Below are 23,937 nucleotides of genomic sequence, written 5' to 3'. Positions count from 1 at the left end.
ACATACAGATTGATTTGGCTGCGACTGTAAACCTTATGCTTTTCTATTTCGGTATAAAGAAATTCATTTTGTAATGCTATATATGCCTCAGCTAGTTTTTTCTCTCCCCCTTAGCGCAACAACGTAATATGGTTCCTTAATCAATTTTTGTTCTTTTAACTCATGTGGGTAATAATTACTTATGGATTGACTGAAATGAGAATCATCACATTCTGAGGCTAACAAAATATAAGGGGTAAAGAAATTAGCAATCTTTACACCGTCACCAATACTGAGCGCACCGCTAGCAACAGCAGCATTAATCAATCCAAAACTCTCTCCGGTGTGTGCGACAAAATGAATAGATTGATTATACTGCTGCATCAAACTACAAAATTGAGCCACTAAAACAAGATTGTGGGTGAGAAAACTAGAGCCAATAAACCCCTGCCGTTCCATTTTTCCTTTGGGAAGCGTAGCTGATGTAATAAGCATTTTTTCTAGTCGTTCTCCGTACCCCATAGCTACTGCAGAGTCATGATAAATCTGCTCAATGAAATCATCCCCCGATTTTAATAAATCATCGCCAACATTCTGATAAAAAGACCGGCTACCTAATCCCGGGAAAAAACCGACGACATTAACTGTATTTGTCATATCCTTATCTCCATATTTACCCATCCCACACAGTCACATCACAAATATTATTCTCTCTTACATTAAACGCATTAAAATAACAAAAAAAACAAAACCCAAGCCAACAAACCCGCTTAAAAATAACTTATCAAAAAACCCATCCTAAAAAAGTATCAAAACCACACGCTTGCCAGTTTTGATACTAACGGTAAATTATCTTTCATTATAATAAGGATACAGAGAATATCCGTTGAATTTCACCCGTGTATTTTTTCAGTTTTCAGTCCGCTATTAAAACTACTAAGGATAACGACGGTCAATGCCATCAAACTCAGCGCAGTACCAACCCACAATGGAGCGACAAATCCGTAACCCTCATCAATAGCCATGCCACCAAGAAAGGCACCCAGAGCATTGCCCATATTAAATGCAGCGATATTGGTACCGGAAGCAACAGTTGGAGCATCACTTGCATATTTCATCATGCGCAATTGCAGACCCGGAGCAGTGGCCAACCCAACGGCCCCCATCATTAACAAAAGGATTACTGTCATACTCTGACTCCGCGCGAATAAAGCAAATGCGGCCATTACTACGCAAAGAAGTAGCAAAATGGTTCCTAGAGATTTGTTCAATGATTTATCTGCTGCTTTGCCACCATAAATATTGCCTATAAATGTCCCCACACCAAATAGCACTAGCAGCCATGGTACCGTCTGCGCGGAGAAACCGGAAACCTGAGTTAAAGTGAAAGCGATATAAGTAAAGCCGCCGATCACGCCACCGAAGGAAAGCACGCTAAGAAAGGCTGAAATCCAAACCTGCGGACGGTTAAAAACAGCAAATTCGCGCCAAAGGTTGGTATCACTTCTGGCAGGCATGACCGGAATCAACATTCTGATCCCCACCATTGTAACCACGCCAATGATAGACAACGCCCAGAAAGTCATACGCCAACCTAACTCCAGGCCAACAAAGGTTCCCAGCGGCACCCCAACAATATTGGAAACTGTCAATCCAGCAAACATTAACGAAATTGCTGCTCCTTTTTTATCAGCTGCGACCATATCAGAAGCAACCACCGCACCTACGCTAAAAAAAGCACCATGGCAAAGAGCGGCCACGATCCGACCGAATAGTAGCGTTTCATAACTCATCGATAAAGCAGAAATCAGATTACCGATAATAAATAAGCAACTTAGCAAAAGCAGAGTTAATCGGCGCTCCATACGAATCATTACGGCAGTCAATAGAATGGCGCCAATTGCTACGCTGATCGCATAACCAGATACTAAATACCCGGCAACTTGTTCAGTTAAATTAAGTTCTGTGGCTATTTGTGGCAATAAACCTACAATACCAAACTCTGTCAGACCGATCCCGAACGCGCCAAGCGCTAAGGCAAAAAGCCCTGTAGGCATATCCATCCCCTCTTTATTGGATAATTATTCACAAACTAAATAGTTTTATCTTAATTTGATTATCAGTCATGATGAAACAATAACATTCAGCAATAACAGAATTAGCGCTATATCAGCTGATATGTAACCATTGGAATTTCAATAAAAGAAAAAATCGCTTCCTCCTACTTATGACTTTACGTTTAATGAATATTATTGGATTGTAAGTTAGAGTAGAAATTAACTATTACAATATCGGGTATTACGATGGATAATCTTAAGAAACTTGATTTGAATCTTCTGCTGACGCTAGATGTTCTATTGAAAGACCCGAACGTGACGCGCGCAGCCAGAAAACTGAATCTATCGCAACCTGCGGTCAGCGTGCAGCTAGCAAAATTGAGAAACAGCCTTGATGATCCTCTGTTTTTACCCGGGCCGCGAGGTATGCGCCCTACTGCCCGTGCAGAATTATTACGCGCTCCTCTCAGTCATGCATTGGCACTACTCAACAATGCTATTTCCTCTCCTGCCCCCTTCATTCCTGGTGAATCCGAACATACCTGGCAGGTGGTCGCTGCGGATTACAGTGAAACCACGGTAATACTACCAGTATTAAAAAACCTACATCACAAGGCTCCAGGTACCCGTCTGGCTGTACTGGAAAACGCTAACTCTCAGATTAATCAGGTAACAGAAGGAAAGCAGGATAAAGTCGATTTATTCTTTCATATTCAGGAAGAATCGCCACAGGGGCTACGCTATCGCAGACTGTTCAGCGAACGTTACGTGCTGGTCAGTCGAATTGGTCACCCATGGTTAAACTCAGCGCCAACACTCAGGCTGTTTCTTGAACTGGATTTCGTCATAATTTCACCTGACGGTGGCGGCTTTTGGGGAAGCACTGACAAAGTGCTATCTGAGATAAAATTGAACAGGAATGTTGTATTGTCGGTCCCACATTTTATGTTCGCCTTGTCTGCCATTGCTGCCACTGACCTGGTCGGAATGCTCCCGTTACGCCTCGTCAGTAACAATCCGCTTTTACAGTATTTCGAACCGCCGATAGATATTCCTGGCTTTGAAATGAACATGCTCTGGCATGACCATCTACACCGTGAGCCTGCACATAAATGGCTGCGTGACCTGATTGTGAGTTCTCTCGATAGCGAAGAGAATGCGTGATTCTTTGCCTGACCACGCAACACAACCCACACCAGGTGGATTCAAACACTTAATTAATGCAACAACACAGGACGGCCTCCTCCTCTGTAAGAAGGAGACCGGTTCTTTAAATATCCGCAACGGGCACTTTTCCCACCGTGGATATACAGCTACTCCTCGAAGTACCAGTAACCCTGGTTAATCAGGTCTGTCAGCTCTTCCACAAACGCCGGATTTTGCAATGCTTCGCCGAGTTCAGCCTGCCCAAACTCGGTGAAGCGGCACAGCGCATCAGCGGCTTTTGCATCCACCGTTTCCAGCTGTTCGCTGTTGATGAAGAAGCTGCCACCAATATTCAGCACACGCAGCCCGCTCAGGCGGGTGAGGGTTTCACCGCCCTGAAGCGCATCAAGCACCTCCTCTGGCGTGTATGGCGGTTCCGCAGCGGCAACATCCAGCTCGTGGCGCGGCGTAGAGACAAAGCTGCCGAACCATTTCGTGAAATCTTCAGGTTTGCTGATCATGTCGATCATCATCTGGCGGATACGATCAAGCTCGTACTGTTCCACGCGGCCTGGGTGTTCGCGGCAGGTCAGATCCGGATCGCTGTAATGCTCGCCGCCCAGATCGTTTTCCAGGGCGTAATCGGCAAAGCTGCTGATCAGATCGCGGCCATTTGGCCCACGGAAGCCCACGGAGTAGTTGAGCGCGGTTTCATGAGTGAATCCGTCATGCGGGAATCCAGGTGGAATGTAGAGGATATCGCCCGGAGCCAGATCTTCGTCGATGATCGGCTCAAAAGGATCAACGTGCAGCAGCGCCGGATGCGGGCAGAACTGACGCATTGGCAGCTTATCCCCCACGCGCCAGCGGCGGCTACCCATCCCCTGAATGATAAACACATCGTACTGATCGATATGCGGACCAACGCCACCACCCGGTACAGAGAAGGAGATCATCAGGTCATCAAGACGCCAGTCCGGCAATACGCGGAACGGACGCACCAGCTCAGCCGCCGGCATATGCCAGTGGTTCACCGCCTGCGCCAGCAGTGACCAGCCGGTTTCGCCCAGATTATCGAAATGCTCAAACGGGCCATTGCTGGCCTGCCATTTACCGTTGAAATGGGTGACCAGACGGCTATCGACTTCCGGCTCCATCGCCAGGCCTGCAAGCTCGTCAGGCGTAATCGGGTCGACAAAATTCGGGAAGGCATTTTTCAGCACAACGGGTTGTTTTTGCCAGTATTTTTCAAGAAATTCCGGCCAGTTCAGGTTCAGTTGATTCGCCATGGTTAGCACCAGTGAAAAGGTAAACAGGTGCGATTATGCGCAAGCCGAAGCCGGGCTGCCTTGTCGTGGGTCAAAGGGGGGTAAAAAGTCGCCGCATTCAGTCCTTCGTATGACATAGCCTGGCAGTTTCACGCTTTATCGTTAGCGCCAGATTTACAGCGACTTATATCGTTTCCTTAAGAGAGCGTGTAATGAGGCCTGAGATGAACGATTTCATTGAATTCCCGGCAACGGGCAACGTGAAGACCACTACGGGGGTCTATACGCGCAGGGATAATCCATCCGTGTATTCGCCTGTCGCCTATGAACTGCCTGCGGGAAGCCGCGTAACGGTTCTGGGGGCGGTGGTGGGCGATGCCGTTGAAGGCAATACGCACTGGTATCGTATTGAAGAGAATACGTTTATCTGGGCGGGGGCCTGCACGCGGCTCGATCCCTATCCGGCGTTTCCGGAAAACAACAGGGTGAACTGGATGGCAGTCGTATTTGAAGTGCGATAGCGCCCGTTGCCGGGCGCAGAGTGAGGCTTAATCGAGCTTCAGATCGTCATAATGGGTGATCATTTTACCCACAATGCCGTAATCCAGCGCTTCTGCCGGGGACATCCAGAAGTTGCGGTCGGTATCTTTTTTCACTTTTTCCAGCGGCTGGCCGGTCGCGTCAGCAATCAGCTTGTTCACGCGATCCAGCATCCGGATGATTTCGCGGGCTTCGATTTCAATATCCGTCGCCTGACCGCGCACGCCGCCCAGCGGCTGATGGATCATGAAACGGGTATTTGGCAGTGAATAACGGTGCTCTTTTTTCGCTGCCAGGAAGATGGTGATCCCGGCGCTGGCGACCCAGCCGGTGCCGATCACATGCACTTCCGGGCGAATGAACTTGATGAAGTCGTGGATGGTATCGCCCGCTTCAACGTGGCCGCCCTGGCTGTTGATGTACAGCTTAATAGGATCATTGCTGATGCTTTGCAGCAGGATCAACTGAGTGATCACTTTCTCGGCCAGCGCCTGGTCAATCTCGCCGGAGATAACAATCGAACGGGAATCCAGCAACTTCTGCTGTAAAGCGCCCGCGCCGTGTGTCCCTTCCGCTTTATCTTTGTTGTCGCTTTCTTTCATGGTGTAGTGCATTGTTATTTCCTCAGCATTTAGCGCTCAAAAGCAGAGTGTAGCCTGTTTTATATGTCAAAGTCCTCAGGCGCACACAATGCGAACATCCTGAGCCGTGAATGCATCGAGCACGTCTTTGTCCATGCCCTCTTCCACCACCAGCACATCGATATCGCGGCTCTTCGCCACCACAAAACGCGCCACGCCAGGCAGCTTGTCGATGGTGAGCACCACAATGCTTTGATTACTCTGGGCGATCACCGCTTTTTTGAACTCGCAGTCGGCAAAGTCAAAGCCGGTCAGCCCCATATCAGGATCCATCGCACAGCCGCCGATAAAGGCCTGATCGAAGATAATCCCCTGGATCTGGTTTGCCGCAGTGGCTCCAACCGCCCCGCCGGACGCTCGCTGGATCTGCCCGCCAGTCATGATCACCTCGCACAGCGGATGACGCAGCAGCTCAGCCGCGATTGCCGGAGAGTTGGTGACAACAGTAATACTGAGATCAGCAGGCAGCGCCTTCGCCAGCGCCAGATTGGTTGTTCCCGTATCAATAAAAATACAGCCGCCCGCTTTGATCAGGGTTGCCGCTTTCTGCGCGATTGCGTCCTTTTTTGCACTGTCTTTTTGCTCGCGCGTGAAAAAATTCCCGGCATCCGGGAGCTGAAGCACCGCGCCGCCATAGACCTTTTTACAAAAGCCTTCTTTGCTAAGCTCATGTAAATCACGGCGAATTGTGTGCTCTGACACGTTCATTCGGGTGGCCAGCTCCGCGCAAACCACCCTGCCATTCTCCTGAAGGATCTGGCGGATCAGGTCTTGTCGTTGCCCAGGAAAAGCAGCATAATCGAGCATGAAGAATCCTTTTAAAATCTAAATCGAGCACCAATGCGCATAATGTTGCATAGCCACTCCCTCTGTCAATCTGGCGGATCAGCGCGGAGCCTTACGATGAAGAGTAACGATCGACATCAGGATCAGGTTCTGGCGAGTAAACCTTACGACGGTTTCTGTTTTGAGCCTGTCGCTCATCGCGAACGGTGCCGGGAAAAGGTGCTGCACGAAGAGTTGCCCGCCCACCTTGCCGATGACATGCCAGCCACGCAACACAAACAACGAGGATTACTATGAAAATTGCACATGTCGCGTTGAATGTGGGTAACAAAGCGAAGGTCGATAGCATGGCAGAGCAGGCACGATTAAGCGGGACATTGCTGAGCCCGCCGCGTATGACGGGGGATGGCTTCTACGAAGTTGTCATCGCAGACCCGGACGGCAACCGAATTGAGCTGGTGGGTCCGTAATACCATTTCAACCTTAAGCATGAAAAAAACCATTTTTTTCATGCTTTCTTGTTACAGCCGGAAAAATGCCTTCCGATTAGGGTATTAACATCGCCTGTTATGAAAAAGGTACGGTGTATGCCTAAACCATCTTCTGGCACGTTATTTTGGATCCTCGGCAGCCTGATTTTATTTATTGTTGCACCTGTCATTAACTCTTCCCACCCGCGGTATGCCTGGCTCCTGACGCTCGTCATGATGATTATTTTTTCTATGAGCGTTGGATATGCCATCAATGGCCGCCTCAACGGGATTTTTATTGATTACCGCAACCGCCTGAGCCTGTCTAAACTGCAGGCGCTTTGCTGGTCCATGCTGATTTTGTCCGCGTTATATACCGCGGCATTGCTGAGGATCGAGAAGGAAGTAACTGCCCCTCTGGAAATAACGCTGAATACGCCTTTACTCACCATTATGGGGATATCGCTGGCCTCACTTGCGGCTGCGCCTGCTATTTTAAATGCCAAAGCAGATAATAATGTCACCGCTCAGGCCGCACAGCAGGTTTCTCAGGCAATCAATAAACCGGTAGAAGACATTATTCCTGCCGGTAAAATCTTTTCTTTCTCTAGCGCTGAGCTGGCCAGTTGGCTGGATCTTTTTCGTGGCGAGGAGAATACCAATGCCGGTTCGGCTGACCTGGGGAAAATACAGCAGTTCGTTATCACTTTTATTTTGTTAGCGGTGTATGGCATGTCGCTTTGGCAATTTTTTTCCCAGGTAATGCCAGATAATAAGACTACCTGGCTTAACGCATTACCCAATGTCTCCGACGGCATGTCCTGGCTGCTGGGCATTAGCCATGCGGGATACCTTGCCTATAAAGCTGCGCCGCACGGTGAATCCCCTCGTTCAAATCAACCGGCACCCCCTGCTCCGCCAGTAGCCGGAGGTTAACGCAGCCTTAACCGTAGCCTGAAACTTCCTGCTTTCTAACGTCAGTCCGGGGCTATCATGATGAAGCACATCGGGTTAGTTTTCTTCTCCAGCCTGCTTCTGGTGGGTTGCGCTCAGGACAACCCCCTGTATCGGGGGTTTTCCAGCCCTGACGTGGATAGCACCATCACGACAACGCCAGACATGCTGATGCAGATCCTGCTCAGCCCGCCTGCGGCACCGGAAGGCACGACAAAGACCGCTGACGTCAGTTATCGGGATCCCATTGTCTCAAAAACCTGTGCCAATGCAGGGACCGCTGTCGACCATGAAAAGACATGCCAGGCCCAGCGCAACGATGCCATTTACATCCTGATGACCGGTTCGGAGCAGGTTTGTCTGCTCCATCGCCGGAGCATTTATGGCAATGACGCGATGTTTAATATCTCCACCGGCACACTCACCAGCCTGTTCGCTGGCGTTGCCACCGTGGTGACGCCAACCGTCAGCAAATCCATTTTCTCGGCGCTGGCGATGTTCTCTAACTCGGAACGATCGCTGGTCAATGAAGTGGTCTATAAACAGATGATCGTCACCGCCGTGGATACCAAAATCCAGCAAACCCGCGGCACCAAAGCAGTGGCCATCGTCCAGCATTTAAAGACCGACACAATGAAAGATTACCCGCTTAGCCGTGCCCTTAACGACTTTATGGCCTACCACAACAGCTGCTCGTTTATGGAAGGGTTACGCCTGGCGCTGGCGAATGGCACACAGAACCCGACCGAAAACAAAATCAACACCCTCAACAACCGTATGTTGCTGAACAACGCGCAGATGAACATTTACTGTAGTGGTAGAAAAACGACGGATACGGAAATGTGCGAATCGCTTAAATCACGCAATACCGCCATCACTAATGAGCTAAAAACGCTGGAAGTTCAGTGAGAAAGAAAGCGGGTGTTCCACTACACTGATGGTCTACCCACGACACAGGGCAATGGTAATGGAACTGACCGCCGTGAGCGCACTTCACTTTAGTGCCGCCATTCTTACCGACATTCTGGAGCGTTGCTTTCAGGACTATTTCGTTCCGTTTTCGCTGACGCCCGAAGCCTTTGCCCAGCGCTTTGGCTCTGAAGGGTTAAGTTATGAAGACTCGTGCGTCTGGCTGCGTGGCGACGAGCCAGTCGCCATCGCCCTTATCACGCGCCGCGCGGGTGCAGCCCGGCTGGGTGCGTTTGCTATCCTCCCGGAATACCGTGGCAAAGGGCTGGCGCGAGGGATGCTAACGCCGCTGTTCGCAGCGCTGAAAGCCAAAGGCATCAGCCCGTTTTATCTGGAAGTTATCCACGAAAATACCGCCGCGATCGCGTTGTATGAAGCGCTGGGTTTTCGCGTTTCTCAGGGCCTGTGGGGCTTTAAAGGCGGAACAGCAGATGTGCCGATGAGCGGGGAGCTTCGCGAGGCCACACTTCATGACCTGCTGCGGGTGGTGTGGTCCGCTCCCGGTGAACACATGCCGTGGCAGCTTGATCCGCTTTCATTGCCCCTGATCCCCTGTGAAATAATCAGCGATGGCACCGGAGCCTGGGCCGCCATTACCACGCCTGGCACGAAACCGCTGCTGCAGTTCTTGTTTGTGGAGCCAGGTTCACGTGGTCAGGGCCACGCACGCCGGATGCTGCAAAATCTCAGCGCCCTGTATCCTGGTATCTGCACGCCCGTTGCCGTACCTGAGCGGTTTGCCCCGCTGTTTACCTCGGCCGGGTATCAGCCGCTGGCGATCACCCAGTTTGAGATGACGCAGGGCTAACCCTGCGGATAGAACGTCATTCCTGCGTAGGGGTTTTCCCGACACGCCGCCAGCCGCGCGGCGAGGTTGCCCACATGCAGCTCCAGCTTGTGCCCGTCCGGGTCGAGAAAATAGAACGACGCCCCCTCGCTTTTATTCTGCTTCCAGACGGTGACGCCCGCCTGTTCAAGCTTGTGCGAGAACGGTGCAAAATCCTGTTCCGCGACGCTAAACGCGTAATGGGTATAGTCACTTTCCTGCGGCGGCACGACACGGCGCGCCTCGTCGTAAGAGAGGCAGAGCCACAGATCGCCGCAGGTGAGATACGCCCCGGTATCCCAGCGGGCATGGAGCGTTAAACCCAGTACATCGTGCCAGAAGGTCAGACTTTTTTGCAGGTCGCTGACCGCAAGGGTCAGGTGGTTGAGCGATTGCAGCATGATGTGCCCTGTTGTTTTTTGTGTGAGACATGGTACGGTAACCGGATGAACATAAACCACGCCGTGCTCACCGTAAACCGTTGGTGGCAGCCTTCTTAAAGGCGGCCCGGAGTTGTTTTACCCATTTCCAGATAGCCGCCGAAAGGCGGCTATTGTGTTTTAAAGACCCCTTTCGGCATTGATACGTTAAGGAGTTTTTATGAGCACCACTATTCTTACCGGCGATCGCCCAACCGGCCCGCTGCACCTTGGTCACTATGTCGGTTCACTGCGCCAGCGCGTGGCGCTGCAACAGACGCACAACCAGTTTGTGTTGATTGCCGATTTGCAGGGGCTGACCGACAACGGCAGCAACCCGCAGAAGATCCGCGATAACATCCCCGAAGTGCTGGCCGATTATCTGGCCGCGGGCATCGACCCGAACCTGACCACTATCTGCCTGCAATCCGCCCTGCCCGCCCTTGCCGAACTGACGATGCTGTATATGAACATCGTCACCGTTGCCCGCGTGGAGCGTAACCCGACGGTGAAAAATGAGATCGCGCAGAAAGGGTTTGCCCGCTCGCTGCCGGTCGGGTTTATGGCCTACCCCATCAGCCAGGCGGCGGACATCACCGCGTTTAAGGCTGAATGCGTGCCCGTTGGCGACGACCAGCTACCGATGATTGAACAGACTAACGAGATTGTGCACAAGATGAACAGCCTGCTGCCCGCCCCGGTGCTGCGCCACTGCAAGGCGATGCTGAGCGACACCAGCCGCCTGCCCGGCATCGACGGCAGCGCCAAGATGTCGAAATCGCTCGGCAACACGCTGCACCTTTCCGCCAGCGAAGAGACCATCCACCAAGCGGTGAGCGCGATGTACACCGACCCAAACCACCTGAAAGTGAACGATCCGGGGCAGATTGAGGGGAATGTGGTGTTTACCTACCTCGACGCGTTTCATCCGGACAAAGACAAGGTGGCGGCGATGAAGGTGCACTATCAGGCCGGCGGGCTGGGTGATCGGGTGTGTAAGAACGAACTGGAAGCGTGCCTGCAGGAGCTGATAGCCCCGATGCGCGAGCGGCGGGCGATGTATATGCGTGACAAGGGGGAGCTAATGGCGATGCTGAAACGCGGAACGGAACGGGCGCAGGGAGTGACGCAGGAGACGTTGCGGGAGGTGAAGGTTGGGCTGGGGGTGCCGGTGTTTAGTTAAGTTAGATGGTGCGGTGGAATGCGTGAGATTGGCATGAAGCCGCTAACTCGATTATTACGGAAATAAGCGAGGCACAATAAATTCTTAAATTCATTATTAGCCATTCTTGTTTGTCATTCTGTTAGGAGAGTTATATTCATAGACTCTTCATTTTTTCACCGTTTCGGCAAATGCTATGATCAAGTTTATTATTTACATGCTGAATCTATTCTTTTGTGGTTATGTACTGGATATATGCCTAATTTCTTTGATTAGTTTTGATAACTGTGAGGATCGCACAATTGCAATAATGATCATATTAGGTAGTGCACAGCTTATTGCAGTATTACTCAATCGAGTACTTCCTCATAAGATACATATTATAGGAGGGATAGTTGAATTAGTAGAAGGACCGTTATTAGTTATTGGCGCAATTGTGTGTCTGGATGTGTTAGAACCCTGGACTATGAAGATTATTGGAATGTTTGCATGGGTTATTTTTATGCTGTTTCGGCCGTCATTTACGAAAAGGGATAAAGAATGATATTCCCTGCCCGCGCATACGAAACGCTGGCGGGCAAGTTCAATATAACGTTATGCAGCAGAGCCAGAGGTCGGGCGTTCATTCCACGCATCGTGCGCTAACAAGTTACCGTCCTTGTACAAATGGGTAATCTTCTCGTAATTAAACGCCACTTCTTCCATATGCCCCGTCCCCGGACAGCCTCGGGTGTCGTACATTACTGGACTCACAGAAATGACCTTAACGTTCTCGAGCGTGATTCGGTAATACTCCTCCTCTTGCCCGGAATAGTTAATATGGTAAAACCTGAACTCTGCCGTTTTAAGGGTCTGACCCGTTGCTGCCGCTTTGAACAGATAGGGCGAAGAGCTATCCAGTTCCTTGGTAAACTGAAACGGAGAATGCTGGCGAGTGCCGGTGACCTTGCCCGTTGCCGAGTCGGTTGGCAGACTGAGGTTATGTTGTAATCCTCTTAGCTCAATACTTCCTTCCCTGTGTGCAACGTCACAGGAACCACAGATCATTGTGCCGCCATCATTGGTTAAAAAGAGATGTACAGGTACAGCCATTATAATGCTCCTTGCGTATTTAATCGTATAACCATTTGCCCGCTTTTGCAGATTCGATCAGCATACCGATGGTGAAATCAGGAACCATTATTACCGGAGATTTCTTAAATGGATTCCATGAAAACGGCTCTTCCGGGTAATAGGTGTTGATGTTAAAGTTTCCTCTATCAACGTCGAACTCTTTGAAAAAATCCTCCATCAGTTCTTCTGCTTCGGTGACATCCAGTTGCATGTCTGTATCCAAATCAGTTTTAGCATTCAGTAATTTTTGCTTCTCTTCGTTATTCATCAGATAAACGCCGTTATAGCGTCTGGCTAAGGCGTAGATGCGCTGTTCAATATCCTCTACCATAGTTTGTCGCTGCCCCGCGCGATTCGATTATAATCACGTATAGCAGCATAAGTGATCAACGATACATCAGCGACTAATATCACCATACCGATTAATGGAATTGTCCTGCCGATGAAAGTGCTAATTTGTGAAGCCATTCGACAACGTACGGTCCATGGTGTGTAGCCGCCAATCCATGTCGGGAGTTTGATGCCATACGGGAACTTTGCTTGTTTGAAATAGCGCCTCATGGCTTTTGAGGCTCGGGACGTTCCTTCCTTCGCTCCCGCAGGTTTCTTTCTGGTCTTCTGATTATTAGCACCGCTGTATAACGCAGCAATCCCAGCCACGTCGTCAATACCAAAATGATCGGCAATTGATTCGCAGTAAATCATAAAGAAAAGTCCTGCCGCGGTAAGATTTGTTCTGCCAGCATAAAAATAAGTTCCATTTAACTCTTCAGTAGTATCCATAGTTCATTCCATTGAGTTGTACCAAGAAGAATCATAAATGTTGATTGATAATAAATTTGAGAGCTACGACATATTTCTAAAAATATTTTATTGCATAAGCACTAAGATAAAAATATTGAAATCATATTCAAGACAGTAATCTCTCAATAGCTTCATTATAATTTCAATTAATAGAAATACCCCCGACACAGGATCGAGGGTGTTTCAATACGATGCTATCTTGTCTGCCCTCTATTGCGCTTAATCATCGGCACATCGCCTGTATCATTTAACATTCCCGGAAACGTCTTTAGCCACTGAGCGATTTTCTGTTTATTTATATTCACCACACTCATACCATCCAGGCATCCCCATAATTCTCTTGTATGTTGTGGTGTAATCACAATGCAGTCTTTCATCACCCGGATTTTGACCGGCATCCCGTTAATAAAACCCGCCCGGGATAACCACTCCCCCTCCAGAGGAAGATAATTATTGTCCACCCGTGAATAGAGTTCGCAGCAGGCTGAGCTCGCTTGCGGCGTCTCCGCCCTTGGATGGACTGGCGCGGTACGGGTCTGGTTGCCGTGAAGACGGCGGGCGCTATTTTTGCGTACCAGCTCGTGGTTTTCAATCACGCCGGTAAAAGCGTCTGATTCTGTTTTGCAAACAGTAAACTCTGGCTTAAAATTCGTCGCAGCCATTTTCAACTCCATCTTAGTTGGTTGTGGTTAGCGGTATGGGGGTGTTGCTGCACCTTCATATCGCGAATTCCTTCGTTTATTTCCCTTTGATACTTCCTTTGCCGACTGGCGTAATTACTGCTGCCTATTATACAGAGCTGAATATAAATACAGCGGTTTTGGGATGGGTAAATTTTGGAAATGCGAGGAGGATTCAGGAAATAAAGGTATGTGCGGTAACGCCATGTTTTTGTTGATTGTGGGAAAGTAGTAGGTTGATCGGATTAGGTTTTGCGAGCATCATCGCAATTATTTACCTTTTTCCGTAACGCGATGGCTTCCAGCAAAACTCTCGAACAGGCAATTGCCGACATCACCATCTGGCGCAAAGGCGAACAACGCGCGCCACATAAACCTCTATTGCTCCTGTATGTGCTGGCGAACTATCAGCAGGGACATGCGCGCCTGTTCGACTATGGTACGGAAGTGCGCGATCAGCTGCATAGCCTGCTGGAACGGTTTGGCCCGCAACGTGCCCAGTATCGCCCTGACATGCCGTTTTGGCGCCTCAAAGGCGATGGGTTCTGGGAACTGGAAAATGACGAGTTCTGTTCGACATCAGGAAGCCGACAACCGCCTGCGGGAGAACTTGCTAAACATCGCGTTGCAGGTGGGTTTAATGAAGAAAACTATGCATTGCTAAGTAAAAACTCAAAACTGATCGGCTCACTCGCACAACAGATCCTTGAAACGCACTTTCCTGAAAGCATTCAGGAAGAGATCGCGGATGAGATGGGTTTTGATATTCAGCAGATCCGCAAGGTGCGTGATCCACTTTTCCGCCAGCAGGTACTGCGTGCGTATAACTATGAATGTGCGATCTGCGGATTCAACATGCGACACGATAACACCAGCGTTGCACTCGAAGCTGCGCATATCAAATGGAAACAATATGGCGGGCCGTGCGAAATCCTGAACGGGCTGGCGCTGTGTGCTATACACCATAAGGCTTTTGATAAGGGATCGATTGGGCTGGATGAGAGTATGCGGGTGCTGGTGTCCAAAGCGGTGAATGGGAGTGGGATTGTTGGGCAGTTATTCTGGGATTTTGCAGGAAAGCAGATTGCGCTGCCGATGGTGAAAGGGAATTATCCTAGGGAGGGGTATGTGGAGTGGCATCGGACGGAGGTTTTTAAAGGATGAGCGCGAAGGCCGGATTCAAGTATCGCGACTATCCCAATGATTTTAAAACATGTAAATTAACCAAATCAGGACTGATACGATCAGTCCTGATTTGTGATAATCAAACTCTACAAAAAATGATGACGAACATGATGAATGAAATTTTAATTTACACATTACTAGTAATGGTTTTTTAGCAAAAAACAAAAGGACCCTTATATATTTTCACTCTTCTAAAAAAACAAGATAATTTTAATGCCAATTACAAATATTTTTTGAGTTATTATAATATAAAAAATAAATATCTTACATAGCGTAATAAAAATGGATATTTTATTTAGTTTTCTTTGGCTTATCAGCATGTGAGTTTTTCCAAAAGGAGTCAGCATTAAAAGCTCCTAACATAGAAAACATGCTATATTTTTTATCTGCAATGATAATGGTTGTTTTTCTACATGGGGATATGAATGGCTCATATTTAGGTTCAATGTCACATTGGAACCTCATGATCAGGGCGATATAGGCCCTACGATTGGAACGACAGTATTAGCAGTTTATTTAGTTTATGCATTTCATTTTTTAAGTGAACAACCCGAAGCCTTAAATATCAAATCACTAACTAACTCAGAATTTATTTATCGCACAACCTTACTATTATTTTCTCTTAAATCAATGAAACTGAGAAGGTTATGAAAAAGATAGACCCTAAAATTATTAAAATCCACCTTCATGGAAGACAACATTGATTTCGCCCTATAGGAGCATATTAAAAACCTGTAAAAGAAGTATCCTACCCGTCCTATACGATTTAAATTCAAAGACTATACGGCACAAACCGGCTGATAACCATGCCAACAGGACTTGCTTTTCAGTTGGCAATAAAAAGTAGAGAGTAAATATGCTACTCTCTACTAAAAAACCATTCAGAAATCATTGTTATTTATTTTCAAGAAAACCTAACTGCTCATTAGCTTGTTTCTTATCGTCATCTTTCATTCTTACACTTTCTACTGTCCATAACCCCCGTTTTTCTCTTTCTCTTTTTATAGTCGAAGGAAACAGAGAATTAAGTTTACCACGGACTTCAACTAAGTGCTCTTTATCTTCAGAAAGATTGCTAAATCTATCCTTAATTATTTCACAGTCATCAATTTCAGAGCCAATCCATCTACGATTTTTAATCTCTGCTATAACATAAGTTGTTCCAGAGCCTCCAAATGGATCAAAAATCAGGTCACCTTCTTTTGTCGCCATTTCAATCACCCTATCTAAAACTTTTATACTTAATTCGTTAGCACCATTCCTTTTCTTATATTTTTTATGTCTTACAGGAGGAATATCATACCAGACATCAGTGAGGTTAATTCCAAGTGGATTCATTTTACTTTTGTATCCACCATAATCTTTCAGATCACCAAAACATTTTGGGCAAGTCTGTGCAGCTAATCTGTCAGGTTCAAAGACATTCGCCTTTTCTCCTTTAATAAAATAAAGAAGAGAATAATGGGAAGGGTACAATCTACCTTGGATAGGCATATTATTTTTCATATCGACCGCTATCCAATGTTTGAAATTAAGCCTGCCATGTAAAAAATTAGCTATCTTACTGTTCCACACAGGTAGATTCCATAGGAACAATGAACCACCGGGTTTTAAAATGCGGATACACTCATTCAACCAGTCATGAGTCCATTTAATATATTCTTCTTCCTTTAAATTATCATTCATTTTTGATGGATAAAGTTTATCTAAATTGAATGGAGGATCTGCAAAAATCATGTCCACAGAATCAGCATCAATATTTTTCGAAACATTTAGACAATCTCCATTATAAAGTTTACCATTTATGGTTTGCAATACCAGTTCAACATCCTTTTCAAGGGAACTCTCATCAGTAAAGGTTATATTTGGCGATTGTATTTTTTCATATATGATAGAAGCATTTTCTTGGATAAGTTCCAATGTATGCATATCCATATGACCCATCGTCAATTGAAAATACACAGGTGATATATTAAATTCTTCGCAAAGGATGCTCAGATCCTTCCCGCTTGGCATAATATTTCTTTGATTATAATACTTAAGTCTGTCAGTCGGTATTTTTGTCCGCTTGCTAATTTCATTATAAGACTTAGCCGAAACATCGACTACACCTAAAGCTTTAAGAAACTGATCTGAATAGCTCATTTAAAATAACCACCCTATTATAGCATTCACTTAGACATAGCATCTCATAGTCGTGAGAATCTGTCACTCCCTAACTAACCATAGCCTGTTACTATCTTACGTAAAATCACTTACATGGCTGATAGGTGTATGGAAATAAAAAGAAAATATTTCGCAACTACGATTGGTAGTAGATTGCTTGTGGCAAGAGTACAGAAGGGATTCAGTCAAAATGATATCCAAAATGCTACTGGTATTGATAGAGCAACTTTATCACGAATAGAGAATGGTAAACAACACATAGCCCTCTATCAATTGCTCCAGATTTTATCAGTAATAAATATGGATGTAGCTGAGTTTCTTAAAGATATAGAGGTAGATAATGATAACTGAAATTGAATTAGATGATGGTTTTTTACCCCCTACTATATCAGAGACTGTAAAGAGGAATGTGATTCACTCTCTAAATGAAATAAAAACCATTAATGATAAATTCATTATCAATGATAGCTCGTTCATGAGAAAGCAGAGCAACAATCGGATAACGCCTTGTGTAATGAATTCTGCATCATTTATTTCCAGTAAATTTCAGCATAACTTAAGTTTATTGCCTAATTGCTTAGGTGAAAATAGTTTCAACCAACAAAGAATAGATGGACTAGTAAAAGTTGAATATAATGGATTTGCGTATAGAATAAAAGATAAAAATAAAATACTGGAAATAGCATTCAAATATATAGAGTCCAAAAAACTCCCCAACAATGTAATATACACATTATTCCCTATGTTTTATGGGATGTATGTAGATAGATTATGTTTCAGCATACCAGAACTTATTGACATAGAACATTTATTTGATATTGAAAAGGTAAGTTATAACTATAAGATTGGTATCGAATTTGAGACAGGAAATGTTGCCAGTTCTTTTAGAGCCATCAACAAATTAAACAATCTTTTCCACGATGGTCATATTGATGGAGGTTGTTTCATTACAAGTATTGATAAGCGAAACTCAGCTACTAGAATTTGGCCCGTATCAAATAGAAATGGTTCATTTCAAGAGCTAAAAAATAGATCCTATATATCCCAAATATCATTGCCACTAATTTGCATTGGTTTTGCACCTGATGATTTTTCACAAACAGCTCCATTTTTAGGAGCAAATGGTGAACTTTATGAATTAGAGAATACATCTCGAAGAGATCTTGAAACTAATTTTGAAATATTCACTAAAAAAGATGGGTTAGAATTTTTAAGGGCTCCATTTAAATTCCCTTAAAAATAATCCATACGATGCTCAACGCGATATACCACAATTGTACCCGTATCAGTAAGTTGATGTTGATTGAACCAAGTGGACTTAGGTGTGTGAAAAAGCGAGGAAAGCCTTGCGGATACTGGATTCCAGATACAAAAAAAGCCGCCCTTAAGCGACTTTCTTTTGCATCTTATGGTGCCGAAGGCCGGACTCGAACCGGCACGTATTTCTACGGTTGATTTTGAATCAACTGCGTCTACCGATTTCGCCACTTCGGCACTGAAGGGGATGCGGAAACGTTGTGGATTATACCTGTCGCGCGCCGCCATGCAAGCAGCGACGCGCTAAACCCACGCTAAGTGCCCAAAAAATCAGCACACTCGTCAATCCAGCTCGGAAACCGCCAGTCGAATCACGCCAGCCGCCTTCGGCTCTGGCAGCTTCAGCACCTTCGCCCACATATCCTGCACCATATCGCACGAAAGCTTCTCCTTGCCCACCGCTTGCTCAGGAGTTTGCAGCAGCTGGATGGCCTCGCCGTATTTGTCGGCAAGCTCCTTCATTATGGGTCGCACATCGGCTACGGCGGCGGCGCGCTCCTCGGGTGTCACGGTGTGGCGGTTTTTCCCGTAGGCGGCGCGCATCATGTCTGCATCGGCCTGCATTCGGCGCTGCATCATCGGCTTATCGAGCACCCGCATCGGGTTCACCCCGCCCTTCACGCCGGGGTACAAGAACCGGAAACAGGCATCGTCACTCACCTTCTGGATGGCGGCGGTCTGCTCCATATTGGCCTTCATATACTCCACCACGTTGGCATCCGGGGCGTATTGCAGGCGCGACATTTGCAGGTTGAGGATTTGCGGTTGGATCACATCGATGATGTGCTGTTCAGATTCACCCGCCTTCTGCATGGTGAGGATCTGCTCGCGGATGCGCTTTTGCAGCGCCGGCTCTTGTTCTTTCAGCACCTGCCATGCGGGCATGGCGTTCAGGGTGGTATCAAGCTGTTGTTCCGGATCTTGCTGCAAGCGCTGCTTATCAAAATAGACCCAGAACGCCACAGCGGCGGCCACTACGGCCACCACGACAATACGTATCCACGTTTTTCTCATCTCGATCTCGCATCCTTTTGCAGTGTCGGTTTACACCGGCACGCCACTATGGAAGCGGAACTCGTTGTCCGGTGTCGAGATAAGTGTGGCTTCAATTTCACCAAAAAGCTTTACCCGGGGTGAGATATCGTTGTCGCTCACCTGCTGGGCAAGGGTCAGATAGTCCTGATAATGGCGTGCTTCCGAGCGCAGCAGCGACAGGTAGAACTTCTGCAAATCGTCGTCGAGGAACGGCGCCAGTGCGGCAAAGCGCTCGCAGGAACGGGCTTCGATATAGGCCCCGCAAATCAGCTTGTCGATAAGCGTCAGCGGTTCGTGAGTGCGCACTTCTTTCAGCATCCCTTTGGCGTAGCGGCTGGCGGTGATTTTGACGTACGGAAAATCGCGCGCCAGCATCGCCTCGCGCACCTGCCAGAAGTGGTGCAGCTCTTCCTTTATCAGCAGCACCATGCTGTCGATAAGCAACTGGCCCCACGGGTCGTCGGTTTTGGGCATCACGCTTTTGCCAATCTGCTTGTGCAGGGCGATGAAGTCCGGCTCCGGGCCGTCGCGGAAGGTAAAGACTTCGTAGGGTTTAAGCCAGTCGAGCAGCGCGTCGGCACCGCTTTCATCGGCGACATATTTACGCACCAGCAGGAGCGCAGTCTGTGCGGCTTTGAGTTCACACACCATATGGTCGGTCAGCAGCAGCGGCAGGTTGGCCGGGTCGCGGGCTTTATCAATCCATGCTTGCGGGGTCGGGCACTGGAGGAAGTTGAGTACGGGGGCGAGTATCTGCGGGTAATCCATTAGGGTTCCTGAAGCGGCAGCCGAAGCTGCCGCAAAATACAATCAGTGGCGCACGCCATCGTCGTCTTCGTCGATGAAATCTTCGTCATCTTCGTCGCCGTCTTCACCGTTCGGATCTTCGAAGTAGGTTCCCCAGCCGTCGTATTCCACTTCAAACTTCTCGGCCAGGTTCATCAGCTGTTCTACCTGCGCATCAATAAGCTCAGCTTTCAGCGCGCCTTCGCTCAGGATATCGCAGCAGATGACGGTGTCGCCCTCTTCCACTTCCAGCTCTTCTGGCTCGGTCACTTCGTAACCCAGTTTGAAGGCTTCAACCGCCAGCTTTTCCAGCGCTTCAAAATCGTCGGCAGAGAAATGGTGCTCGATGGTGTACAGCGCGTCCGGATCGCTGCCGTCTTCCAGCAGTTCCTCAATAATCAGACGCGTCTCTTCGCGTTGCTCTTCCAGTAGTTCCGGGTTTGCCATGGCTCATTCCTCTTTAAAGTGCGGCAGATACTTCTATTTTCACACACGGACGTGTTTGCCTCCACCTTTGTAAGAAAGATTTGTGAAACGGGGTTGCAAATGAATATTCATACATATAAAGTGAATTTTAATTCAATAAGTGGCATTCGCCATGTGAGGATAAAATGTCTGATCTGTATAAGAAACACTTTCTGAAATTGCTCGACTTTACCCCTGCACAATTCACCTCTCTGCTGACACTTGCCGCACAGCTCAAAGCTGATAAAAAAAATGGCAAGGAAGTACAGAAGCTTACCGGTAAAAACATCGCGCTCATCTTCGAAAAAGACTCAACCCGTACACGATGCTCTTTCGAAGTTGCCGCATTTGACCAGGGCGCGCGCGTCACGTATTTAGGGCCGAGCGGCAGCCAGATTGGGCATAAAGAATCAATTAAAGATACCGCGCGCGTGCTGGGCCGCATGTACGATGGCATTCAGTACCGTGGCCACGGTCAGGAAGTGGTTGAAACCCTGGCGCAGTATGCTGGCGTGCCAGTGTGGAACGGGCTGACCAACGAGTTCCACCCAACTCAGCTGTTAGCCGACCTGCTGACCATGCAGGAGCATCTGCCAGGCAAAGCGTTTAACGAGATGACGCTGGTGTATGCGGGCGATGCGCGTAACAACATGGGCAATTCCATGCTTGAAGCCGCCGCGTTGACCGGGCTGGATCTGCGCCTGGTGGCGCCAAAAGCCTGCTGGCCGGAAGAGAGCCTGGTGGCAGAGTGCAGCGCGCTGGCCGCGAAGAATGGCGGGAAAATCACCCTGACGGAAGATGTGGCGGCAGGTGTGAAAGGCGCTGACTTCATCTATACCGACGTGTGGGTGTCGATGGGCGAGGCAAAAGAGAAGTGGGCGGAGCGTATTGCGCTGCTGCGCAGCTATCAGGTGAACAGCCAGATGATGGCGCTGACCGGCAACCCGGACGTGAAGTTCCTGCACTGTCTGCCTGCATTCCATGACGACCAGACCACACTCGGCAAGCAGATGGCGAAAGAGTTCGACCTGCACGGTGGGATGGAAGTGACGGACGAGGTGTTTGAGTCGGCGGCGAGTATTGTGTTCGACCAGGCAGAAAACCGGATGCATACCATTAAGGCGGTGATGGTGGCGACACTTGGGGTGTGATCCTCTCTCCGCTTTCTCATAGTAATTGATGCTGAATTATTCTCAGTCGAAAATCATTTCCAGTTTACGAGCAGAAAGTTTCCCTCTGCTTGTAAACTGGCAAAGAAAATTCATTTTGCTAACACTTCCACAGATAGATATCAGCCATAATATTTATTTATGATTTTATTAGCCATTATTTATTGGATAGATGATGATTAATATTCAGTCATTATCAATTACAAAGCATTGTATGTTATCGGCGTAATATTTCCTTATTACTACGTTCTATTAATAAGGATTATTTATGTCATGGAATAAGCATGAAGCTGTGTCATATGCCCGCAGCCACGCACAAGCCCATACTGGACACTATTGTGCTCGCGCAATAGCTGCAGCTATTCGAGCCGGAGGCCTTAAAATCGAAGGGGCAAACGCGAAGGATTTTTGGCGTTCTCTTGAAAAAGCGGGGTTTACTAAAGTTTATAGTACCCCTATAGAGGGGGATATCGCTGTAATTAATGCCTTGCCCGGCCCAAATGAGTATGGTCATGTCTGTATTTACGATGGGACTGGAACCTGGTATTCAGATTTCAAACAGAGAACACTGTATCCGGGGCCGACGTATCGCCAACTCCAGCCAGCAGTAACTTTATACAGGCATTACTAATATGAAAAAACTCGTCTTTCTTGTGTTGTTCAGCGCAGCAGCAATGGGGGCCGAAGATTTTCAAATACCGATGCAGCGCGCCCTTGAATTCAATCGCTGGTACATCAAACAAGTGAACAACGATCATTATCCCATCCAACAGGGAAATGAAATTGATAAGTTCGTTACGGCTAGTACGATGAAAAAATTACGTCACGCAGATGATCCGCATTATGCCGACGATGAGTTTTATGAGGCTGATTTTTTTTTGAAGTCGCAGTACATAGGCGAGGACTGGGCTGAGAATGTTGTTATTGATTCGTATGATTCAGACCCGGTCTGTGTAAACGTGAATATCACGTTTGGCAAAAAGACTCAGCACACAGTCATTGATTGCATGGTTAAAGAAGATGGGATCTGGAAAATCCAGTCTGTAGCCGCACGGGATAATAATTAATCCCCCCGTGACCAATAATGCCGCCGCCTTTCTTGCCGGGTGGCGCTGCGCTTACCCGGCCTACTTTGTGCAACGATATCAATACATCGCAAAATTTATAGTAGGCCCGGTAAGCGAAGCGCCACCGGGTAAATCAGGCACCGATGCGGCCCTCTCCCACCGGGAGAGGGCACAAAACAGGTTCAGCTGACCAGCATCTTCACCACGACCTTGCGCACCTGCGCAGGCTTGCCCACTGCGCACAGCGGCTTGTGCACTTCTCCCGGGTAAAACACCACAAAATCCCCTTCGCTTAACACCACGGTTTTCTCCTGCTCGCCTTCTGGCAGGAACGCGATGTCTTTATCCGCCAGCCAGTCGGTATCCGGCGTGCCGTGCGGCAGGGTGCTGAAGGTCATCCCTTCCTGGCCTTTCATGATTATCTGGATATCCAGATAGCGCGCGTGATACTCCGCGCGGCGCTCAGCAAACGGCTGAGTCATGTCTTCAGATACCAGGTAAAACAGGTTGTTACCGTTAATATCGTGCTTGCCGAGCGGGGTGGCATCGGTGACATGCGCTTTGATGTGTTCAATGGCCTGACGCAGTTCTTGCGGCAGCCAGGACTGTAAATGGTGGATGTTGCCAACAATCATGATCTAACCCTTAATATAAAACATCGTTTCATTTTATCTTTTATACGAGAATTACCACTGCCATACCACCACTTTTTAGAAGAGATTTGCGTAAACGCATGTTTATCGGGAAATCTGTTAATTGCCTGTTAACCGGCCACAGGAAAATATGCAGTCGTTATGCATAACCTCAGAACAAGGGCTTTACGTGCATAAACCCAACCTGTTGATTACGAAAACCTAATCACAAAAACCACTCCTGCCTCACATTTCACCATTTTGATAATTTGCAGAATCAACAAATAAATATTTATTGATT

The 23,937-nt window shown here is 47.7% G+C and carries 29 protein-coding genes, 1 tRNA gene and 1 pseudogene; 15 read left to right on the top strand and 16 right to left on the bottom strand.

What is annotated here, in order from left to right:
- Positions 1-87 precede the first annotated feature (87 nt).
- Both ACT9TW_RS07940 and ACT9TW_RS07935 read right to left on the bottom strand, forming a co-directional pair.
- Positions 88-636: a hypothetical protein gene (locus ACT9TW_RS07940; RefSeq protein WP_446492051.1), complete on the bottom strand. Its 549-nt coding sequence runs from the start codon at positions 634-636 to the stop codon at positions 88-90.
- 236 nt (positions 637-872) lie between these two features.
- Positions 873-2,036 carry an MFS transporter gene (locus ACT9TW_RS07935; RefSeq protein WP_446492050.1) on the bottom strand — a complete coding sequence of 388 codons (1,164 nt, stop codon included), beginning with the start codon at positions 2,034-2,036 and terminating at the stop codon, positions 873-875.
- 246 nt (positions 2,037-2,282) lie between these two features.
- Between ACT9TW_RS07935 and ACT9TW_RS07930 the strand changes: the two genes are divergently transcribed.
- On the top strand, positions 2,283-3,200 hold the full coding sequence (locus ACT9TW_RS07930; RefSeq protein WP_446492049.1) for a LysR family transcriptional regulator: 918 nt from the start codon (positions 2,283-2,285) through the stop codon (positions 3,198-3,200).
- Between the two features lie 149 nt (positions 3,201-3,349).
- Here ACT9TW_RS07930 and ACT9TW_RS07925 read toward each other — a convergent pair whose 3' ends face one another.
- Positions 3,350-4,471: a ribosomal protein uL16 3-hydroxylase gene (locus ACT9TW_RS07925; protein ID WP_315687746.1), complete on the bottom strand. Its 1,122-nt coding sequence runs from the start codon at positions 4,469-4,471 to the stop codon at positions 3,350-3,352.
- Positions 4,472-4,674: 203 nt separating this feature from the next.
- On the opposite strand from ACT9TW_RS07925, the gene ACT9TW_RS07920 reads away from it, so the two are divergent.
- The gene (locus tag ACT9TW_RS07920) at positions 4,675-4,971 is read left to right on the top strand and encodes an SH3 domain-containing protein (RefSeq protein WP_446492048.1); all 297 of its coding nucleotides are present in this window, start codon (positions 4,675-4,677) and stop codon (positions 4,969-4,971) included.
- A gap of 27 nt (positions 4,972-4,998) precedes the next feature.
- Here ACT9TW_RS07920 and ACT9TW_RS07915 read toward each other — a convergent pair whose 3' ends face one another.
- A complete protein-coding gene (locus ACT9TW_RS07915; RefSeq protein ID WP_182059419.1) occupies positions 4,999-5,604 on the bottom strand; it encodes an ATP-dependent Clp protease proteolytic subunit in 606 nt (201 codons plus the stop codon).
- A 63-nt stretch (positions 5,605-5,667) separates the two neighbouring features.
- On the bottom strand, positions 5,668-6,438 hold the full coding sequence (locus ACT9TW_RS07910; RefSeq protein WP_446492047.1) for a DeoR/GlpR family DNA-binding transcription regulator: 771 nt from the start codon (positions 6,436-6,438) through the stop codon (positions 5,668-5,670).
- Positions 6,439-6,534: 96 nt separating this feature from the next.
- Between ACT9TW_RS07910 and ACT9TW_RS07905 the strand changes: the two genes are divergently transcribed.
- The 5 genes and pseudogenes from ACT9TW_RS07905 (at position 6,535) to ACT9TW_RS07885 (ending at position 9,618) form a co-directional block, all read left to right on the top strand.
- Positions 6,535-6,714 (top strand): hypothetical protein, encoded by a 180-nt coding sequence (locus ACT9TW_RS07905; RefSeq protein WP_446492046.1) that lies wholly within the window; start codon positions 6,535-6,537, stop codon positions 6,712-6,714.
- 5 nt (positions 6,715-6,719) lie between these two features.
- Positions 6,720-6,887, top strand: a pseudogene (locus tag ACT9TW_RS07900) (VOC family protein); the annotation flags it as partial.
- Positions 6,888-6,986: 99 nt separating this feature from the next.
- Entirely contained in the window at positions 6,987-7,823 is an 837-nt protein-coding gene (locus ACT9TW_RS07895) for a hypothetical protein (RefSeq protein ID WP_446492045.1), read from the top strand.
- A 57-nt stretch (positions 7,824-7,880) separates the two neighbouring features.
- Entirely contained in the window at positions 7,881-8,750 is an 870-nt protein-coding gene (locus ACT9TW_RS07890; RefSeq protein WP_446492044.1) for a hypothetical protein, read from the top strand.
- A gap of 58 nt (positions 8,751-8,808) precedes the next feature.
- Positions 8,809-9,618, top strand: a complete 810-nt coding sequence (locus ACT9TW_RS07885; RefSeq protein WP_446492043.1) for a GNAT family N-acetyltransferase — start codon at positions 8,809-8,811, stop codon at positions 9,616-9,618.
- Here the strand turns inward: ACT9TW_RS07885 and fosA are convergent.
- Positions 9,615-10,037 carry a FosA/FosA2 family fosfomycin resistance glutathione transferase gene (gene fosA / locus ACT9TW_RS07880; RefSeq protein WP_446492042.1) on the bottom strand — a complete coding sequence of 141 codons (423 nt, stop codon included), beginning with the start codon at positions 10,035-10,037 and terminating at the stop codon, positions 9,615-9,617. The two genes, ACT9TW_RS07885 and fosA, sit on opposite strands and share 4 nt — an antisense overlap.
- A gap of 199 nt (positions 10,038-10,236) precedes the next feature.
- On the opposite strand from fosA, the gene trpS reads away from it, so the two are divergent.
- On the top strand, positions 10,237-11,238 hold the full coding sequence (gene trpS, locus ACT9TW_RS07875) for a tryptophan--tRNA ligase (RefSeq protein WP_446492041.1): 1,002 nt from the start codon (positions 10,237-10,239) through the stop codon (positions 11,236-11,238).
- 573 nt (positions 11,239-11,811) lie between these two features.
- Here the strand turns inward: trpS and ACT9TW_RS07870 are convergent.
- The 4 genes from ACT9TW_RS07870 to ACT9TW_RS07855 form a co-directional block, all read right to left on the bottom strand.
- On the bottom strand, positions 11,812-12,309 hold the full coding sequence (locus tag ACT9TW_RS07870) for an Hcp family type VI secretion system effector (RefSeq protein ID WP_025912048.1): 498 nt from the start codon (positions 12,307-12,309) through the stop codon (positions 11,812-11,814).
- A gap of 19 nt (positions 12,310-12,328) precedes the next feature.
- Positions 12,329-12,661 (bottom strand): DUF1493 family protein, encoded by a 333-nt coding sequence (locus ACT9TW_RS07865; RefSeq protein ID WP_446492040.1) that lies wholly within the window; start codon positions 12,659-12,661, stop codon positions 12,329-12,331.
- On the bottom strand, positions 12,655-13,113 hold the full coding sequence (locus ACT9TW_RS07860) for an STM2901 family protein (protein ID WP_446492039.1): 459 nt from the start codon (positions 13,111-13,113) through the stop codon (positions 12,655-12,657). The genes ACT9TW_RS07865 and ACT9TW_RS07860 overlap by 7 nt, the downstream gene beginning before the upstream one ends.
- 215 nt (positions 13,114-13,328) lie before the next feature.
- On the bottom strand, positions 13,329-13,796 hold the full coding sequence (locus tag ACT9TW_RS07855) for a SymE family type I addiction module toxin (protein ID WP_446492038.1): 468 nt from the start codon (positions 13,794-13,796) through the stop codon (positions 13,329-13,331).
- A gap of 312 nt (positions 13,797-14,108) precedes the next feature.
- Here ACT9TW_RS07855 and ACT9TW_RS07850 point away from each other — a divergent pair, with 312 nt between their 5' ends.
- Positions 14,109-14,978 (top strand): phosphorothioated DNA-binding restriction endonuclease, encoded by an 870-nt coding sequence (locus ACT9TW_RS07850; RefSeq protein ID WP_446492037.1) that lies wholly within the window; start codon positions 14,109-14,111, stop codon positions 14,976-14,978.
- Between the two features lie 915 nt (positions 14,979-15,893).
- Here ACT9TW_RS07850 and ACT9TW_RS07845 read toward each other — a convergent pair.
- Positions 15,894-17,144 (bottom strand): DNA-methyltransferase, encoded by a 1,251-nt coding sequence (locus tag ACT9TW_RS07845; protein ID WP_446492036.1) that lies wholly within the window; start codon positions 17,142-17,144, stop codon positions 15,894-15,896.
- Between the two features lie 129 nt (positions 17,145-17,273).
- Here ACT9TW_RS07845 and ACT9TW_RS07840 point away from each other — a divergent pair, with 129 nt between their 5' ends.
- Both ACT9TW_RS07840 and ACT9TW_RS07835 read left to right on the top strand, forming a co-directional pair.
- Positions 17,274-17,516: a helix-turn-helix domain-containing protein gene (locus ACT9TW_RS07840; protein ID WP_446492035.1), complete on the top strand. Its 243-nt coding sequence runs from the start codon at positions 17,274-17,276 to the stop codon at positions 17,514-17,516.
- Positions 17,506-18,402, top strand: coding sequence for a hypothetical protein (locus ACT9TW_RS07835; protein ID WP_446492034.1), 897 nt, complete (start codon positions 17,506-17,508; stop codon positions 18,400-18,402). The genes ACT9TW_RS07840 and ACT9TW_RS07835 overlap by 11 nt, the downstream gene beginning before the upstream one ends.
- Positions 18,403-18,574: 172 nt before the next feature.
- Here the strand turns inward: ACT9TW_RS07835 and ACT9TW_RS07830 are convergent.
- The 4 genes from ACT9TW_RS07830 to rraB all read right to left on the bottom strand — a co-directional run bounded on the left by ACT9TW_RS07830 (position 18,575) and on the right by rraB (position 20,750).
- A tRNA-Leu gene (locus ACT9TW_RS07830) sits at positions 18,575-18,659 on the bottom strand.
- Between the two features lie 105 nt (positions 18,660-18,764).
- Positions 18,765-19,496: a topoisomerase II gene (locus ACT9TW_RS07825; protein ID WP_446492033.1), complete on the bottom strand. Its 732-nt coding sequence runs from the start codon at positions 19,494-19,496 to the stop codon at positions 18,765-18,767.
- A gap of 30 nt (positions 19,497-19,526) precedes the next feature.
- The gene (miaE, locus tag ACT9TW_RS07820) at positions 19,527-20,285 is read right to left on the bottom strand and encodes a tRNA isopentenyl-2-thiomethyl-A-37 hydroxylase MiaE (protein WP_446492032.1); all 759 of its coding nucleotides are present in this window, start codon (positions 20,283-20,285) and stop codon (positions 19,527-19,529) included.
- A gap of 42 nt (positions 20,286-20,327) precedes the next feature.
- A complete protein-coding gene (rraB, locus tag ACT9TW_RS07815; RefSeq protein WP_182059399.1) occupies positions 20,328-20,750 on the bottom strand; it encodes a ribonuclease E inhibitor RraB in 423 nt (140 codons plus the stop codon).
- A 99-nt stretch (positions 20,751-20,849) separates the two neighbouring features.
- Here rraB and argL point away from each other — a divergent pair, with 99 nt between their 5' ends.
- From argL to ACT9TW_RS07795, 4 genes are all read left to right on the top strand, one after another.
- Positions 20,850-20,945, top strand: coding sequence for a putative translational regulatory protein ArgL (gene argL / locus ACT9TW_RS07810; protein ID WP_446492031.1), 96 nt, complete (start codon positions 20,850-20,852; stop codon positions 20,943-20,945).
- Entirely contained in the window at positions 20,915-21,919 is a 1,005-nt protein-coding gene (gene argF / locus ACT9TW_RS07805) for an ornithine carbamoyltransferase (protein ID WP_315687716.1), read from the top strand. Before argL ends, argF begins: the two co-directional genes overlap by 31 nt.
- A 286-nt stretch (positions 21,920-22,205) precedes the next feature.
- Positions 22,206-22,568, top strand: coding sequence for a CHAP domain-containing protein (locus tag ACT9TW_RS07800; protein ID WP_315687715.1), 363 nt, complete (start codon positions 22,206-22,208; stop codon positions 22,566-22,568).
- 1 nt (position 22,569) lies between these two features.
- Entirely contained in the window at positions 22,570-23,004 is a 435-nt protein-coding gene (locus ACT9TW_RS07795) for a DUF3828 domain-containing protein (protein ID WP_315687714.1), read from the top strand.
- Between the two features lie 182 nt (positions 23,005-23,186).
- Here the strand turns inward: ACT9TW_RS07795 and ACT9TW_RS07790 are convergent, their stop codons facing one another.
- Positions 23,187-23,639: a YhcH/YjgK/YiaL family protein gene (locus ACT9TW_RS07790; RefSeq protein WP_315687713.1), complete on the bottom strand. Its 453-nt coding sequence runs from the start codon at positions 23,637-23,639 to the stop codon at positions 23,187-23,189.
- Positions 23,640-23,937: the final 298 nt, after the last annotated feature.

It is taken from the genome of Enterobacter sp. C4G1 (genome assembly GCF_052886895.1).
The sequence above is the reverse complement of the archived record's forward strand: the minus strand, read 5'-3'. Positions and strand labels throughout refer to the sequence as shown.

What these genes read in the sequence shown, in the direction of transcription:
- miaE (WP_446492032.1), bottom strand. Translation starts at nt 20,285, where the DNA reads ATGGATTACCCGCAGATACTCGCCCCCGTACTCAACTTCCTCCAGTGC.
- ACT9TW_RS07890 (WP_446492044.1), top strand. Translation starts at nt 7,881, where the DNA reads ATGATGAAGCACATCGGGTTAGTTTTCTTCTCCAGCCTGCTTCTGGTG.
- ACT9TW_RS07925 (WP_315687746.1), bottom strand. Translation starts at nt 4,471, where the DNA reads ATGGCGAATCAACTGAACCTGAACTGGCCGGAATTTCTTGAAAAATAC.
- ACT9TW_RS07940 (WP_446492051.1), bottom strand. Translation starts at nt 636, where the DNA reads ATGACAAATACAGTTAATGTCGTCGGTTTTTTCCCGGGATTAGGTAGC.
- ACT9TW_RS07930 (WP_446492049.1), top strand. Translation starts at nt 2,283, where the DNA reads ATGGATAATCTTAAGAAACTTGATTTGAATCTTCTGCTGACGCTAGAT.
- ACT9TW_RS07865 (WP_446492040.1), bottom strand. Translation starts at nt 12,661, where the DNA reads ATGGTAGAGGATATTGAACAGCGCATCTACGCCTTAGCCAGACGCTAT.
- ACT9TW_RS07885 (WP_446492043.1), top strand. Translation starts at nt 8,809, where the DNA reads ATGGAACTGACCGCCGTGAGCGCACTTCACTTTAGTGCCGCCATTCTT.
- ACT9TW_RS07910 (WP_446492047.1), bottom strand. Translation starts at nt 6,438, where the DNA reads ATGCTCGATTATGCTGCTTTTCCTGGGCAACGACAAGACCTGATCCGC.
- ACT9TW_RS07825 (WP_446492033.1), bottom strand. Translation starts at nt 19,496, where the DNA reads ATGAGAAAAACGTGGATACGTATTGTCGTGGTGGCCGTAGTGGCCGCC.
- ACT9TW_RS07790 (WP_315687713.1), bottom strand. Translation starts at nt 23,639, where the DNA reads ATGATTGTTGGCAACATCCACCATTTACAGTCCTGGCTGCCGCAAGAA.
- ACT9TW_RS07860 (WP_446492039.1), bottom strand. Translation starts at nt 13,113, where the DNA reads ATGGATACTACTGAAGAGTTAAATGGAACTTATTTTTATGCTGGCAGA.
- ACT9TW_RS07840 (WP_446492035.1), top strand. Translation starts at nt 17,274, where the DNA reads ATGGAAATAAAAAGAAAATATTTCGCAACTACGATTGGTAGTAGATTG.
- ACT9TW_RS07855 (WP_446492038.1), bottom strand. Translation starts at nt 13,796, where the DNA reads ATGGCTGCGACGAATTTTAAGCCAGAGTTTACTGTTTGCAAAACAGAA.
- ACT9TW_RS07800 (WP_315687715.1), top strand. Translation starts at nt 22,206, where the DNA reads ATGTCATGGAATAAGCATGAAGCTGTGTCATATGCCCGCAGCCACGCA.
- trpS (WP_446492041.1), top strand. Translation starts at nt 10,237, where the DNA reads ATGAGCACCACTATTCTTACCGGCGATCGCCCAACCGGCCCGCTGCAC.
- ACT9TW_RS07795 (WP_315687714.1), top strand. Translation starts at nt 22,570, where the DNA reads ATGAAAAAACTCGTCTTTCTTGTGTTGTTCAGCGCAGCAGCAATGGGG.
- fosA (WP_446492042.1), bottom strand. Translation starts at nt 10,037, where the DNA reads ATGCTGCAATCGCTCAACCACCTGACCCTTGCGGTCAGCGACCTGCAA.
- ACT9TW_RS07870 (WP_025912048.1), bottom strand. Translation starts at nt 12,309, where the DNA reads ATGGCTGTACCTGTACATCTCTTTTTAACCAATGATGGCGGCACAATG.
- ACT9TW_RS07895 (WP_446492045.1), top strand. Translation starts at nt 6,987, where the DNA reads ATGAAAAAGGTACGGTGTATGCCTAAACCATCTTCTGGCACGTTATTT.
- ACT9TW_RS07835 (WP_446492034.1), top strand. Translation starts at nt 17,506, where the DNA reads ATGATAACTGAAATTGAATTAGATGATGGTTTTTTACCCCCTACTATA.
- ACT9TW_RS07935 (WP_446492050.1), bottom strand. Translation starts at nt 2,036, where the DNA reads ATGCCTACAGGGCTTTTTGCCTTAGCGCTTGGCGCGTTCGGGATCGGT.
- argF (WP_315687716.1), top strand. Translation starts at nt 20,915, where the DNA reads ATGTCTGATCTGTATAAGAAACACTTTCTGAAATTGCTCGACTTTACC.
- argL (WP_446492031.1), top strand. Translation starts at nt 20,850, where the DNA reads ATGAATATTCATACATATAAAGTGAATTTTAATTCAATAAGTGGCATT.
- ACT9TW_RS07850 (WP_446492037.1), top strand. Translation starts at nt 14,109, where the DNA reads ATGGCTTCCAGCAAAACTCTCGAACAGGCAATTGCCGACATCACCATC.
- ACT9TW_RS07905 (WP_446492046.1), top strand. Translation starts at nt 6,535, where the DNA reads ATGAAGAGTAACGATCGACATCAGGATCAGGTTCTGGCGAGTAAACCT.
- ACT9TW_RS07845 (WP_446492036.1), bottom strand. Translation starts at nt 17,144, where the DNA reads ATGAGCTATTCAGATCAGTTTCTTAAAGCTTTAGGTGTAGTCGATGTT.
- rraB (WP_182059399.1), bottom strand. Translation starts at nt 20,750, where the DNA reads ATGGCAAACCCGGAACTACTGGAAGAGCAACGCGAAGAGACGCGTCTG.
- ACT9TW_RS07920 (WP_446492048.1), top strand. Translation starts at nt 4,675, where the DNA reads ATGAACGATTTCATTGAATTCCCGGCAACGGGCAACGTGAAGACCACT.
- ACT9TW_RS07915 (WP_182059419.1), bottom strand. Translation starts at nt 5,604, where the DNA reads ATGCACTACACCATGAAAGAAAGCGACAACAAAGATAAAGCGGAAGGG.